Source organism: Streptomyces sp. NPDC037401, from assembly GCF_055602345.1.
In genome coordinates this window covers 45,607-59,364 of the sequence record NZ_JBVJWO010000035.1, presented here as the reverse complement: position 1 = coordinate 59,364, position 13,758 = coordinate 45,607, and the positions used below count along the sequence as shown (strand labels likewise).

Below are 13,758 nucleotides of genomic sequence, written 5' to 3'. Positions count from 1 at the left end.
GGGCGGGGCGCTGGCCTGCGCGAATCGACAGTAGAATCCGTACACGTGACAGCCAAGCCCCGCATCCCCAATGTCCTGGCCGGCCGCTACGCCTCCGCGGAGCTCGCCGTCCTGTGGTCCCCCGAGTACAAGGTGACGCTGGAGCGTCGGCTGTGGCTCGCCGTGCTGCGTGCGCAGAAGGACCTCGGTATCGAGGTGCCCGACGCGGCCCTCGCCGACTACGAGCGCGTCCTGGAGCAGGTCGACCTCGCCTCCATCGCCGAGCGCGAGAAGGTCACCCGACACGACGTGAAGGCGCGGATCGAGGAGTTCAACGCCCTCGCCGGCCACGAGCACGTCCACAAGGGCATGACCTCGCGCGACCTCACCGAGAACGTCGAGCAGCTGCAGATCCGCCTCTCCCTGGAGCTGGTCCGCGACCGCACGGTCGCGGTGCTGGGCCGCCTCGGCAAGCTCTCCGGCGAGTACGCCGAGCTGGTCATGGCCGGCCGCTCCCACAACGTCGCCGCGCAGGCCACGACGCTGGGCAAGCGCTTCGCGACCGCCGCCGACGAGCTGCTCGTGGCCTACGGCCGCCTCGAGGACCTGCTCGGCCGCTACCCGCTGCGCGGGATCAAGGGCCCGGTCGGCACCGCCCAGGACATGCTGGACCTGCTCGGCGGCGACGCCGGCAAGCTCGCGGAGCTGGAGCAGCGGATCGCCGGCCACCTCGGCTTCGCGCACGCGTTCACCTCGGTCGGCCAGGTCTACCCCCGTTCTCTCGACTACGACGTGGTCACCGCCCTGGTGCAGCTGGCTGCCGCGCCGTCCTCGATCGCCAAGACGATCCGCCTCATGGCCGGCCACGAGCTGGTCACCGAGGGCTTCAAGCCCGGGCAGGTCGGCTCCTCCGCGATGCCGCACAAGATGAACACCCGCTCGTGCGAGCGCGTCAACGGCCTCATGGTCATCCTGCGCGGGTACGCCTCGATGACCGGTGAGCTCGCGGGCGACCAGTGGAACGAGGGCGACGTGTCCTGCTCCGTGGTCCGCCGCGTGGCCCTGCCCGACGCGTTCTTCGCCTTCGACGGCCTGCTGGAGACCTTCCTGACGGTCCTCGACGAGTTCGGTGCCTTCCCGGCCGTCGTCGCCCGCGAGCTGGACCGCTACCTCCCGTTCCTGGCCACCACCAAGGTCCTCATGGGCGCCGTGCGCGCCGGTGTGGGCCGCGAGGTCGCGCACGAGGTCATCAAGGAGCACGCCGTGGCCTCCGCCCTGGCGATGCGCGAGCAGGGTGCCGAGCGCAACGAGCTGCTGGACAAGCTCGCCGCGGACGAGCGCATCCCCCTGGACCGTGCGCAGCTCGACGCCCTGATGGCGGACAAGCTGTCGTTCACCGGCGCGGCCGGCGACCAGGTCGCCTCCGTGCTGGCCCGGATCGAGGAGATCGCCAAGCAGCACCCGGAGGCCGCCGGGTACACGCCGGGGTCGATCCTCTGACCCCCGAAGAGGCTGCCGCCGCCCGCGACCTCGTCCTCCCGGACGTGGTCGCGGGCGGTCTGCATGTGCTGTTCTGCGGAATCAATCCGGGACTCCTCTCCGCCGCGACGGGCCACCACTTCGCCCGCCCCGGCAACCGCTTCTGGCCCGTCCTGCACCTGTCCGGCTTCACGCCCCGCCGGCTGGCGCCCGCCGAGCAGGACGAGCTGCTCACCTACCGGCTCGGCATCACCAACGTCGTCGCCCGGGCCACCGCCCGCGCCGACGAGCTCACCGCCGAGGAGCTCCGCGAGGGCGGCCGCATCCTGACGGAGAAGGTGGAGCGGCTGCGTCCCGACTGGCTCGCCGTGGTCGGGGTGACCGCCTACCGCACGGCCTTCGGCGAACGGAAGGCCCGGATCGGCCCGCAGGAGCGGACGATCGGCGCCACCCGCATCTGGGCCCTGCCGAACCCGAGCGGTCTCAACGCCCACTGGACCGCCGACACCATGGCCGAGGAGTACGGCCGCCTGCGCGCCGCCGCTACGGCGGATCCACGACCGTGACCGCGGCCGTCAGAACGTAGGGCTGCCAGTCTGCCCAGCGGGCGGCGCACACCACCAGCCAGCGGTCCTCCGCCCGCCACAGGTGCACGTGGTCCGAGGTCCCGCACAGCTCGCGCCAGGGCTCAGGTATCTCCGCCCGTACGGTCCGCTCCCGCATGCTCTCCAGCGCGAACACCTGGGGCGCCCCCCAGCGCCCCGTCAGCGCCTGCACCAGCGCCCCGTACCCGGCCGCCGTCTCGTCCGCCTGTTCCAGAGCCGCCGCCGGGTCCTCGTCCTCCGGCGGACGGCCGTCCCCCAGCTCGGCCAGGTGGTATCCGGGGCCGCTCCGTCCCTCCGGCGAACCGGCACGGACGGCGGGGAACTCCCGCGCCCGCAGCCGGTCGATCGTGTCGAGATGCTGTCCCGTGGTCATACCGTCAGTAAAGCGCGCGGCACTGACAACTGGCCTGCCGTCAGGCGTCCCTGCGTCGCAGCGCCGCCCAGCCGCCCACGAGCGCCGCGACCGCCCACAGCGCCGTCACGCCCAGCCCCTCCCACGGGCCGAGCGACCCCTGCGGATCCTGCTGGAACACGACTTGTCCCGCCCGGTCGGGGAGGAACTGCGCCGCTCCCCCGTCCACCCCGCCGATCACGAAGGGGAGGATGAGGAGGCAGGGTATGAGGAGGGCGAGCACGGCGGTCCTGCTGCGCAGCAGCGCCGTCAGCCCGGCGGCGAGCAGGGCGATCAGGGAGAGGTAGATCCCGCATCCGACGGCGGCCCGCACCGCGCCCGGGTGACCGAGCCCCAGGGCGTGGGCACCCATGAGGGCCTGTCCGCCGACGAACGAGGCGAATCCGGTGAGCAGCCCGACGACCAGCGCCGCACCTGCGATGACAGCGGTCTTGGACAGGTAGAGGCGGGTGCGGTCGGGCACCGCGCTGAGGCTCGTCCGCAGGGCGCCGTTGTGGAACTCGGACGCGAAGGCGTTCGCGCCGAAGGCGACGGCGGCTATCTGCCCGAAGTTGACTCCGTAGAACGCGAAGAAGAGGAGGTCGGCGCCGGGCTCCTCGGCCTCGGCCTGCCCGGCAGTGGCGTTGGCGAGCACGGCGATGCCGACGGTGGTGAGGAAGACGGCCAGCAGGGAGCCGAACGTGCCCCGGAGCGAACGTATCTTGATCCATTCGGAGTGCAGCACGGGCACGGCGGACCGTGCGGGCCCTGCGGATCGGGCGGGCCGGGCGGGCGCGGTACGCATGGTCACGGGTCAGACCTCCTGCGAAACGGTCGGAGCGATCGGGACATGGGACGCGAAGGGGGTGTGCGTGGCGGTGAGCTCGAAGTAGGCCTGCTCCAAGGAGGCCTGTTCATCGGTCAGTTCGAGGAGGGGAATCCCCTCTCCGGCCGCGAGGGCACCTATCTCCTCGGCCCGGATGCCGTCGACGGTCCACCGGCCGTCGCCGCTCTCCGTCAGGATCAGGCCCTTCCCGGCGAGCACCGTCCGCAGCCGGCCGGGGTCGGTGGTGCGCACCCGGACACGCGGGGTGCTGTGCGAGTCGATGAACTCCTTCATCGACATGTCCGCCAGCAGTCGGCCGCGGCCGAGCACCACCAGGTGGTCCGCCGTCTCCGCCGTTTCCGCCATGAGGTGACTGGAGACCAGGACGGTACGGCCCTCGGCGGCGAGGCGGCGCATGAGCTGCCGTACCCACACGATGCCTTCGGGGTCGAGGCCGTTCGTCGGCTCGTCCAGCATGAGGACCGCCGGGTCTCCGAGGAGGGCCGCCGCAATGCCGAGCCGCTGGCGCATCCCGAGCGAGAACGTCCTGACCCTGCGCCGGGCGACCACGGCTATGCCCGTCTCCTCCAGCACCTCGTCGACCCTGCGGGCCGGCAGGCCGTTGCTGACGGCCAGCGCGCGAAGGTGGTCCCGGCCGGTCCGGGAGCCGTGGGCCGCCTGCGGATCGAGCAGGGCACCCACCTCGCGCAGGGGCTGCCCGAAGCCGGTGAAGTCACGTCCGCCGATGGTGGCGGTGCCGGAAGTGGGACGGTCGAGGCCGAGGACGAGTCGCATGGTGGTGGACTTGCCTGCGCCGTTGGGACCGAGGAATCCGGTAACCCGGCCGGGCCGCACGCTGAACGTGAGGCGGTCCACGGCCCGGGTGGTGCCGTACTCCTTGGTGAGTTCGCGGATCTCGATGCTGTTCATGGCTCCAGCGTGGCCGCCGCCCCCGCCTCGCCTCCTCCCCCGCACGGGGGGATCGTCTCCCCCGTGCGGGGGAGACGATCGCGATCACGCGCCTGGCACGATGACGGCATGTCCCGATTCCTGCGTGCACCGGCCCGGCCGGTCACCTATGCCCGCTGGCTGCACCTGGTCATTCCGACGTTCTTCATGTCCTTGTGGATGTTCGTCTTCACGACGTGGCCGTCGCAGTTGTACCCCCTCTTCCTGCTGGCTCCTCTCGGTCTGGTGCCGTGGGCGCGGGTTGCCGAGGGGGTGCAGGCAAGGCTCCTGCTCACCCCGCACGGCTCAGGGGAGGGCACGGACATATCCGAAGCCCCCGCGCGCACGTGGGCGGATCGCTGGCGCACGGTGCTCTGGCTGGAGATACGGCTCCTCCTCGCGGGCGTCACGACGGCAGCCACGGTCTGGCTGCCGGTCCTCACCGTCGATCTCGTCTTCTTCGCGGCCGGAGGCGGCGGGCCGGACTCCGTGGTGCCCCAGTGGCTGCCGAGGTGGGCGGCCGGGGCCCTCGCGCCCGTACCGCTCGTGCTGCTGCTCGGCCTGGTGATACTCCTCGGCGAGGTCGTCACGGCCGTGGCGCAGAAGCTGCTGGGGCCTTCGGCCGCCGAGCGGCTCACCGCGCTGGAGGCCCGGACGGAACGGCTGCTGGAGCGCACCCGGATCGCGCGGGAGCTGCACGATTCGATCGGCCACGCCCTCACGGTCGCCGTGGTCCAGGCGGGTGCGGCGCGGGCGGCCGGCGATCCGGAGTTCACGGAGCGGGCCCTGGCCGCCATCGAGGACACCGGGCGGGCGGCCCTGGAGGATCTGGAGCGGGTGCTGCAGGTGCTGCGGGAATCGAACCCGGCGCCGTCGAAGGGGCCCACGCTCGCGGAGGCGGACCGTCTGCTGGAGTCCGCGCGCGGTTCCGGGTCGGAGGTGGCGGCCCAACTGTCCGGCCCGCTGGACCGCTTGCCCGGTGCGGTGAGCCGGGAGGGGTACCGGATCCTGCAGGAGGCGCTCACCAACGTCCTGCGCCACTGCGGACCGGTACCGGTCCGCGTGCGGGTGGAAGTGTCCTCCGGACAGCTGGACTTGGAGGTCACGAATCCCTTGCCACAGGGGGAGGAAGGAGACAGGAGCGGCGGCCGTGCGGGCAGCGGGCTGCGGGGAATGCGCGAACGGGCCGCGCTGCTGGGCGGGATGGCGCACACCGGGCCGGCCTCGGGCGAGTGGCGGGTGCATGCCCGGCTCCCGCTGGAGCGCATACCCTGACCGGATGCCGGTTACCGTTCTGCTCGTCGACGACGAACCCCTCGTGCGCGCCGGACTGCGCGCGGTACTCGAAGCACAGCCCGACATCGAGGTGGTGGGCGAGGCCGCCGACGGGGCGGCGGTGGTTCCGCTGGTGCGGCAGCTGCGGCCGGACGTGGTCGCGATGGACGTGCGGATGCCGCTGCTGGACGGCATCGAGGCCACGCGGGCGGTGCTGCGGTCGGTGGACGCGCCGCCGAAGATCCTCGTCGTCACGACGTTCGAGAACGACGAGTACGTGTACCAGGCGCTGCGGGCGGGGGCGGACGGCTTCCTGCTGAAGCGGGCCCGGCCGTCGGAGATCGTGCATGCCGTGCGGCTGGTCGCCGAGGGCGAGTCGCTGCTCTTCCCCGCGGCGGTGCGGGCGCTGGCGTCCGAGTACGGGAACAAGGCCGCCCGCGCGGCCCTGGAGCGGGCCGGCATGACCGAGCGGGAGGAGGCGGTGCTCAGGCTGATGGCGCGGGGCCTGTCGAACGCCGAGATCGCGGAGCAGATGTTCGTGGGCACGGAAACCGTGAAGAGCCATGTCAGCGCGGTGCTGGCGAAACTGGGGGCGCGCGACCGCACGCAGGCCGTGATCGCGGCGTACGAGTCGGGCTTCGTGGCACCGGCCTGAGCACGGCAGCACCCCTGCTCCTCGCCGCCGCCGCGGCGGCGCAGTACGATCCGGCTGACAGGTGCACGAGCTGGGAGGACACACGTTGGGGCAGCTGACCGGCGGGGATCCCTCTCTGCTCCGGCGGATCAATTCCGCCGTGGTACTGCGCGCACTGCGCGCGGCGGGTTCACCGACACTCACGGACCTGACCCGGGTGACGGGGCTGTCGCGGCCCACCGTCGAGGGTGTGGTCGAAGGGCTCATGGCCTCCGGGCTGGTGGTCGAGGCCGTCGCCGAGGAGGGCGCCCGCAGGCAGGGGCGGCCCGCGCGCCGTTTCCGGTTCCGGACCGAGGCGGGGCATCTGCTCGGCATAGAGATCGGCTCGCACCGGGTGGCCGCGCTGCTGTCCGGGCTGGACGGGCGGGTCATCGGCGCCGGGACCAAGGAGGTCGCGGAAACCGCCTCCAGCGACGAGCGGCTGGAGAAGGTGCGGGCGACCGTGGCCGACCTGCTGCGGCGCGCCGGGGTGCCCCGTGACTCGCTGCGCGCCGTCGGCGTCGGCAGTCCGGGCATCGTCGAGGCGGACGGCACGGTCCGGCTGGGCACGGCGCTGCCCGGGTGGACGGGGCTGCCGCTGGGCGACCGGCTGCGCCGGTCGTTCCGGTGCCCGGTGCACGTGGAAAACGATGCGAACGCCGCCGCGGTGGCCGAGCACTGGAAGGGCGCCGCCCAGGACACCGACGACGTGGTGTTCGTGATGGCGGGGCTCAGCCCGGGGGCCGGTTCGCTGATCGGCGGGCGGCTGCACCGCGGCTTCGGCGGGGCGGCCGGCGAGATCGGGGCCCTGCACCTGCTGGGCCGCGGGGTGACCCCGGAGCGGCTGCTGTCCACCACCGGTGAACCGCTGCACCCGCTCGACGAGCAGGCCGTCGCGAAGGTGTTCGCCGAGGCGCGGCGGGGTGACGAGCGGGCCGTGGCCGCGGTCGAGCGGTTCATCCAGCGGCTGGTGCACGACGTGGCGGCCCTGGTGCTCGCCATCGACCCCGAGCTGGTGGTGGTCGGCGGATGGGCCGCCGGACTGGACGGCGTACTGGAACCGCTGCGGCAGGAGCTCGCGCGCTACTGCCTGCGTCCGCCGCGGGTGGCCCTGTCCCTGCTGGGCGAGGCCGCGGTGGCCACGGGTGCGCTGCGGCTCGCGCTGGACCACGTGGAGGAAGAGCTGTTCGCCGTGGAGAAGACGGTGACGGCCCGCCGCTGAGTGCGGCGGGCCGTCGGGGTCCGTACCGGGCGGGCGGCCGGGCCGCCGGGAGTCCGCTGCCCCACGGCGGCACCCCGGAGGGTGCCGGTCCGGGGCCCTGCGGGCGCCTCTAGGAGGCGCGGCGCTCGTCGTGCTCGGCGTTGGCGTGGATCTCGACGTCGCCCGAGGCGCCGAAGGTGAGGCGGCAGGTGTCGGCGCGGTAGGTGGCGATGGAGACGGCGGCGGTGCCCCCGGCCGTGAAGTACCGGGTCGTCACCAGCAGGACGGGGGCTCCGGGCAGCCGGTCCAGTTCCTTGGCGTCGTCCGCGCGGGCGGAGCCGAGCTCGACGGAGCGGTCCTGGCCCAGCAGCTCCAGGCGCTGGAGTTCGCGGAGCACGGCGCGGGCGCGGGCCGGTCCGGCGGGGGCGTCTATCCCGGAGAGGCCGGGTACCGAGGCCGCGGGGACGTAGAGCAGTTCCGCGGCGACCGGCTGGCCCTGGGTGACGCGGGTGCGGCGGACCGTGTGGACGGCCTCGGCCGAGCTGACGCCGAGCAGCCGGGAGACCGCTGCGGACGGCAGGATCTCGGCGACGTCGACGGGCTGCCAGCCGTCGCCGGCCTCGCCGGGCCAGCCGTGCCGGGTGCTGCCGACGTCCACGCCGACGCGCGGCGGGGCGACCGTGGTCCCGACGCCGCGGCGGCGCTGGAGCCGGCCTTCCAGCTCCAGCTGCTCCAGGGCCTGGCGCAGCGTCGCCCGCGCCACGCCGAAGCGGGCGGCGAGCTCACGTTCGTTGGGCAGGACCTCGCCCACGGCGAAGTCCTGGTCGAGCGCCTCGCTGAGCACGGTCTTGAGGTGCCAGTACTTCGGCTCCGGTACCGATTCGAGCTGCGTGGTCCCCACCCTGACTCCTCCTGCAGTCGCCGTGTTCCAGCGGCAGTTTCGCGCCTTTGTTTATTAAAGGTTCCTGCACTATCCCTGCGACCTTAGGGCGGCGCACCCCCTTGGTCAAGACCAATCCTCATCCCTTTGCCGGGCAGACCGGGCATACGTATCAGGCCGTTCACAGGATGTTCTTACGGAGTGCAAACGTGTTGAAATCGCCGTGCCCTGCGTCACACGAGACGCAGGGCACGGCGCGGTTACACGAGCACAGGGGAGGATCACACGGCGATCAGCGCCAGCTTGTCCGGATTTCGCAGGATGTAGACACGCTGGATCCGGCCCTCGCCGATGTCGACCTGGAAGACCGTGTCGGGCTTGCCGCCGGAGAGCACGAGCACGGCCGGGCCGCCGTTCAGCTCCACGATGCGCAGCGACATGTCCGGGACGGGCCTGCCCGCGGCGCCCAGCAGGAAGCGTCCGACCTTGTCGGCGCTCTCGATGACGCGCAGCGGCGCCTTCGACTTGCCGCCGCTGTCCCCGACGAGGACCACGTCCGGGGCGAGGAGGGCCATCAGCCCCTCCAGGTCGCCGCCGCCGGCCGCGGCGAGGAAGCCCTCGGTCAGGGCCTGCCGCTGCGCCGGGTCCACGTCGAACCGCGGCTTGCGCTCCTCCACGTGCCGCCGGGCCCGGGCGGCGAGCTGCCGTACGGCCGGCTCGCCGCGGTCGAGCGCCGTCGCGATCTCGGCGTACGAGAACCCGAAGGCCTCGCGCAGGACGAACACGGCCCGTTCCAGCGCGGAGAGGGACTCGAGCACCACGAGCACGGCCAGCGAGACCGATTCTGCGAGGAGGGCCCGTTCGGCCCCGTCCGGCGCGGCCGCCGCACCGGACGCGTAGTCCGTGGCCAGCGGTTCGGGCAGCCAGGGGCCGACGTACGACTCGCGGCGCGACTGGAGCCGGCGCAGCCGGTCGATGGCGAGGCGGGTGGTGATGCGCACCAGGTACGCGCGCGGCTCGCGCACCTGCCCCCGGTCGGCGCCGGACCACCGCAGCCAGGCCTCCTGGACCACGTCCTCCGCGTCGGCCACGCTGCCGAGCATGCGGTAGGCGACGCCCGTCAGCAGGGGACGGTGCCCTTCAAACGAATCGGTCGCCGTGTCGATATCCATCCGATCATCCTGCCTCTTGTCGCCAACCTACCCAGCGGTAATCATTGTTGACGGTACGTATCACGCGGGCGCAACCGCCGCCGGCGGAGCCCCTCCCCCTTCTTCTCCCGCCGAGGAGCAGCAGCATGACCGCCACGGTTTCCTTCCCGATCGACTCCCCGCTCGGCCCCCGCACCGCGAAGGTCGCGTACGAGCGCCTCGGCTCCGGCGAACCGCTCCTGCTGCTGCACGGCATCGGCCACCACCTCCAGGCCTGGCACCCGGTGACGGACATCCTGGCCGCGGACCACGACGTGGTGGCCGTCGACCTGCCCGGCTTCGGCGCGTCCGACCCGCTGCCGCCCGGCGTGCCGTACGACCTGGAGACGGTGGTGCCCGCGCTCGGCGCGCTCTGCGAGGCGCTGGGCCTGGACCGGCCGCACGTCGCGGGGAACTCCCTCGGCGGGCTGCTCGCCCTGGAGCTGGGCCGGGCGAAGCTGGTCCGCTCGGTCACCGCCCTCTCGCCCGCCGGGTTCTGGACAGAGGCCGAGCGCCGCTACGCATTCGCCGCGCTGCTGACGATGCGCGCCGGGGCCAGGTCGCTCCCGCTGCCCGCACTCGGGCTGCTCGCCCGCAGCGCCGCCGGGCGCGCGGCCCTCACCGGAACGATCTACGCCCGGCCCGGCCGCCGCTCGCCCGAGGCGGTGATCGCGGAGACCCGCGCGCTGCGCGAGGCCACCGGTTTCGTCCAGACGCTCACGGCGGGCGGCTCCGTCCGGGTCACCGAGGACGTGCCGGGGCTTCCGGTGACCATCGCCTGGGGCAGCCGGGACCGGCTGCTGCTGCGCCGTCAGGGCGTCCGGGCCAAGCACACGGTGCCCGGCGCGCGGCTGGTGCGCCTGCCGGGCTGCGGCCACGTACCGATGAACGACGACCCGGCCCTGGTCTCCCGGGTCATCCTGGACACCGCGCGGGCGGCGGCGCTCCCCCGCACCGGGAGCCCGCGGACGGCCGGGGCACGGCACGCCGTCTGACGGGTGTTCACCTGAGGTTCGCGCGGGCGACGCGGAGCGCCGGGGGCGCGGCGGCAGACTGGGGCCAACCCGTCTCTGGAGGCGCCCCGATGACGCACCGCAGCCCCGACCGCCGTTCCGTCCTGCGCGGTTCCCTGGCCGGCTCGGCCGCCCTCGCACTGCCCGCCGCGCTCGCGGCCGCCCCGGCGCTCGCCCTGCCCGCGGGCCCGGGAGCGCGTCCGGCGGCTCCGGCGCTCGCCCTCGGCGGGCGCCCGCAGGCCCTGTGGGGCACCCAGACCGGCGCGGTCACCGCGCACTCCGCGCTGGTGTGGGTGCGCTCCGACCGCCCCGCCCGGATGGTGGTCGAGGCGGCGCCCAGCGAATCGTTCCGCCATGGCGTGCGGCGCTGGTACGGGCCGCTGCTCGGCCCGGGGACCGACTTCACCGGCACCACCGCGCTCCAGGGGCTTCCGGCCGGCCGCCAGGTCCACTACCGCGTCCTGCTCGCCGACCCCGGGGACCCGCGCCGCACCGGCGCGCCGGTGTACGGCACGTTCCGCACCGCGCCCGACCGGCGCCGCACGGGCGTGCGCTTCCTGTGGTCCGGCGACCTCGCGGGGCAGGGCTGGGGCATCAACCCCGAACTCGGCGGCTTCCGGGTGTTCGAGGAGATGCGCCGCCTCGACCCGGACTTCTTCCTGTTCAGCGGCGACACCGTCTACGCGGACGGGCCGATCCAGCCCGCCGTGACCCTGCGGGACGGACGCGTCTGGCACAACGTCACCACCGAGGAGAAGTCGAAGGTGGCCGAGACGCTCGCGGAGTTCCGCGGGGCGTTCCGCTACAACCTGCTCGACGCCTCGCTGCGCTCCTTCGCCTCCCAGGTCCCGGTGATCGCCCAGTGGGACGACCACGAGGTGCGCAACAACTGGTACCCCGGGCAGCTGCTCGACGACCCGCGCTACACCGTCAAGGAGGTGGACGTGCTGGCCGCGCGGGCGCGCCGGGCGTTCGGCGAGTACTTCCCCGTCCCGGCCGCCCTCCCCGGCGGGCGCGACCAGGGCCGGATGTACCGGGTGGTGCGGCACGGCCCCCTGCTCGACGTGTTCGTGCTCGACATGCGCACGCACCGCAACGCCAACTCCCCCGGCCGCCAGAGCGACGACCCGGTGGGCATCCTCGGCGCCGAGCAACTGGCGTGGCTCAAGCGGGAACTGCGCCGCTCGCGCGCGGTGTGGAAGGTGATCGCGGCCGACATGCCGCTGGGCATCGTCGTGCCCGACGGCGCCACGGACTTCGAGGCCGTCGCCCAGGGCGATCCGGGTGCCCCGCTCGGCCGCGAGCTCCAGATCGCCGACCTGCTTCGGTTCGTCAAGCACCGCCGGATCACCGGCACGCTCTGGCTGACCGCGGACGTGCACTACACCTCCGCCCAGCACTACGCGCCGGAGCGGGCTGCCTTCTCCGACTTCGCGCCGTTCTGGGAGTTCGTCTCCGGCCCGATCGGGGCGGGCGGCTTCCCGGCCGGCCGGCTCGACGCCACCTTCGGCCCCGAGCGGGTGTTCGTCGAGTCGGCCCCGCTCGCGAACATGTCCCCTGCGGAGCAGCCGCCGTACTACGGCGAGGTGGAGATCGACGGGGACAGCGGCGAGCTGACCGTGCGGCTGCGCAGCGAGGGCGGCCGGATCCTCTTCACCAAGGTGCTCCAGCCGGGGCGGGTAGGCCAGTAGAAACACGACAGGCCCATCGGAAAACGGGATGAAACCGGCCAGATCGACACTTAACCAGTCGGTCACAGTACGTTCGTGATCACGCAACACCACTCCCCCAGAGTGGTGTGCATGACTGACCGTACCCCTGCCGCCCCCGGCGCCTCCACCGCCTCGCGCATCCGCCGCCACCACTGGCGGCGTGATGTCGTCGAGCTCGCCGCCCTGTTCACGGCCGTCGCGGTCGCGGACGCCATCGCCAACACCGTCGCCCACGGCCCGAACGGCCCCGTCCTGCTCGTCGCCTCGGCCGTGGCCCTGCTGGTCACGGCCGGGTTCCACACCTGGTGGGCGCGCCGCCACAGCCATGCCCCGCCGCCCCCGACACCGGATACGGACCCGGCCGCACCGGCCGGTCCGCAGGCACTCGCCGCCCCCGGGGGACACACGGACGCCGCCCTGTGGCGGATGCGTACGACCGTACGGGACGAGCCGGGCAGCCTGGCCGCCCTGTGCGCCGCCCTCGCGGCCCAGGGCGCCGACATCCTGACCCTCCAGACGCACCCGCTCGCCGAGGGCACCGTCGACGAGTTCCTGCTGCGCGCCCCGCAGGCGCGGCCCGCGGCCGAGCTGACCCGCGCCGTCGCCAAGGCCGGCGGGCACAGCACCTGGATCGAGCGGGCCGACGCCCACGACCTCGTCGACGCCCCCACCCGGATCCTCGGTCTGGCCACCCGTACCGCCCTGGACGCCGCCGAACTCCCGCTCGCCCTGCGCCAGCTGCTGGGCCGCTGCACCATCCACTCGCTGCCCGCCACCACCCTCTCCGGCCGGCCGACCGGCGCCGACGCCCCCGTCGAAGGGGTCCTGGAGGCCACGGTGATGCGGCTGCGCGACCCGTCCGGCGGCGCGATCACCATCGAGCGCCCGTACCTGCCCTTCACGCCCACGGAGTTCGCCCGCGCCCGCGCCCTCGTCGAACTGGACGCCCGGCTCGGCCCCCGCGTGCCGCGCAGCCAGGACGTGCTGACCCTGCCCGAAGGCAACGAGATCACCGTCCGCCGCGCGGACACCTCCGACCTCACCACCGCCCGCGCCATGCACGACCGCTGCTCCGACCGCACCCTCGGCCTGCGCTACCACGGCCCGGTCTCGGACGCCGACCGCTACCTCTCGCACCTGCTCAGCCCGCGCTTCGGCCGCACCCTCGCGGCCACGACGGCCTCCGGCAAGCTGGTCGCCCTCGGCCACCTGCTGTGGGACGGCGACGAGACCGAGGTCGCCCTGCTGATCGAGGACGCCTGGCAGCGCCGCGGCATCGGGTCCGAACTGCTGCGCCGCCTGGTGGCACTCGCCGTCGAGGCCGGCTGCGACAGCGTCTACGCCGTCACGCAGTCCTCCAACACCGGCATGGTCGCCGCGATGCGCGGTCTCGGACTGCCCCTCGACTACCAGATCGAGGAGGGCACGCTCGTGATCACCGCCCGCCTGGACACCGCGCCGGCCCGCTCCCGGCTCGCGTGCGAACTGCCCCCGGCCCGGCCCGCCGTGCTCCCGGAGAACGCATACGAGACACGGCAGCGCCGCACGTCAGGCGGCTGAGCCCGGACGGTGGTGACGTGGGGGCA

General features: G+C 73.6%; 13 protein-coding genes. 8 read left to right on the top strand and 5 right to left on the bottom strand.

What is annotated here, in order from left to right:
- Positions 1 to 45: 45 nt before the first annotated feature.
- On the top strand, positions 46 to 1,479 hold the full coding sequence (gene purB / locus ACZ7H1_RS30020) for an adenylosuccinate lyase (protein ID WP_470790935.1): 1,434 nt from the start codon (positions 46 to 48) through the stop codon (positions 1,477 to 1,479).
- A complete protein-coding gene (gene mug / locus ACZ7H1_RS30015) occupies positions 1,476 to 2,024 on the top strand; it encodes a G/U mismatch-specific DNA glycosylase (protein WP_470790963.1) in 549 nt (182 codons plus the stop codon). Before purB ends, mug begins: the two co-directional genes overlap by 4 nt.
- Here mug and ACZ7H1_RS30010 read toward each other — a convergent pair.
- From ACZ7H1_RS30010 to ACZ7H1_RS30000, 3 genes are read right to left on the bottom strand one after another with little or no spacing between them, the layout of a single operon-like run.
- Positions 2,002 to 2,436, bottom strand: coding sequence for a hypothetical protein (locus tag ACZ7H1_RS30010; protein WP_470790934.1), 435 nt, complete (start codon positions 2,434 to 2,436; stop codon positions 2,002 to 2,004). The two genes, mug and ACZ7H1_RS30010, sit on opposite strands and share 23 nt — an antisense overlap.
- Positions 2,437 to 2,476: 40 nt before the next feature.
- A complete protein-coding gene (locus ACZ7H1_RS30005; protein WP_470790962.1) occupies positions 2,477 to 3,259 on the bottom strand; it encodes an ABC transporter permease in 783 nt (260 codons plus the stop codon).
- A 9-nt stretch (positions 3,260 to 3,268) separates the two neighbouring features.
- Positions 3,269 to 4,210 carry an ABC transporter ATP-binding protein gene (locus ACZ7H1_RS30000; protein WP_470790933.1) on the bottom strand — a complete coding sequence of 314 codons (942 nt, stop codon included), beginning with the start codon at positions 4,208 to 4,210 and terminating at the stop codon, positions 3,269 to 3,271.
- Positions 4,211 to 4,318: 108 nt separating this feature from the next.
- Here ACZ7H1_RS30000 and ACZ7H1_RS29995 point away from each other — a divergent pair, with 108 nt between their 5' ends.
- The 3 genes from ACZ7H1_RS29995 (at position 4,319) to ACZ7H1_RS29985 (ending at position 7,398) form a co-directional block, all read left to right on the top strand.
- On the top strand, positions 4,319 to 5,503 hold the full coding sequence (locus ACZ7H1_RS29995) for a sensor histidine kinase (RefSeq protein ID WP_470790932.1): 1,185 nt from the start codon (positions 4,319 to 4,321) through the stop codon (positions 5,501 to 5,503).
- 4 nt (positions 5,504 to 5,507) lie between these two features.
- Positions 5,508 to 6,158: a response regulator transcription factor gene (locus ACZ7H1_RS29990; RefSeq protein ID WP_470790931.1), complete on the top strand. Its 651-nt coding sequence runs from the start codon at positions 5,508 to 5,510 to the stop codon at positions 6,156 to 6,158.
- An 85-nt stretch (positions 6,159 to 6,243) separates the two neighbouring features.
- Positions 6,244 to 7,398 (top strand): ROK family transcriptional regulator, encoded by a 1,155-nt coding sequence (locus ACZ7H1_RS29985; protein WP_470790930.1) that lies wholly within the window; start codon positions 6,244 to 6,246, stop codon positions 7,396 to 7,398.
- A 109-nt stretch (positions 7,399 to 7,507) separates the two neighbouring features.
- Here the strand turns inward: ACZ7H1_RS29985 and ACZ7H1_RS29980 are convergent, their stop codons facing one another.
- Together ACZ7H1_RS29980 and ACZ7H1_RS29975 are read right to left on the bottom strand one after the other, a co-directional pair.
- On the bottom strand, positions 7,508 to 8,278 hold the full coding sequence (locus ACZ7H1_RS29980) for a GntR family transcriptional regulator (protein WP_470790929.1): 771 nt from the start codon (positions 8,276 to 8,278) through the stop codon (positions 7,508 to 7,510).
- 260 nt (positions 8,279 to 8,538) lie between these two features.
- Positions 8,539 to 9,429 carry an RNA polymerase sigma-70 factor gene (locus ACZ7H1_RS29975; RefSeq protein WP_470790928.1) on the bottom strand — a complete coding sequence of 297 codons (891 nt, stop codon included), beginning with the start codon at positions 9,427 to 9,429 and terminating at the stop codon, positions 8,539 to 8,541.
- A gap of 125 nt (positions 9,430 to 9,554) precedes the next feature.
- Here ACZ7H1_RS29975 and ACZ7H1_RS29970 point away from each other — a divergent pair, with 125 nt between their 5' ends.
- From ACZ7H1_RS29970 to ACZ7H1_RS29960, 3 genes are all read left to right on the top strand, one after another.
- Complete coding sequence (locus ACZ7H1_RS29970; RefSeq protein ID WP_470790927.1) at positions 9,555 to 10,442, top strand: alpha/beta fold hydrolase; 888 nt, start codon at positions 9,555 to 9,557, stop codon at positions 10,440 to 10,442.
- An 89-nt stretch (positions 10,443 to 10,531) separates the two neighbouring features.
- Positions 10,532 to 12,151 carry an alkaline phosphatase D family protein gene (locus ACZ7H1_RS29965; protein ID WP_470790926.1) on the top strand — a complete coding sequence of 540 codons (1,620 nt, stop codon included), beginning with the start codon at positions 10,532 to 10,534 and terminating at the stop codon, positions 12,149 to 12,151.
- A 111-nt stretch (positions 12,152 to 12,262) separates the two neighbouring features.
- On the top strand, positions 12,263 to 13,732 hold the full coding sequence (locus ACZ7H1_RS29960) for a GNAT family N-acetyltransferase (RefSeq protein WP_470790925.1): 1,470 nt from the start codon (positions 12,263 to 12,265) through the stop codon (positions 13,730 to 13,732).
- Positions 13,733 to 13,758 lie beyond the last annotated feature (26 nt).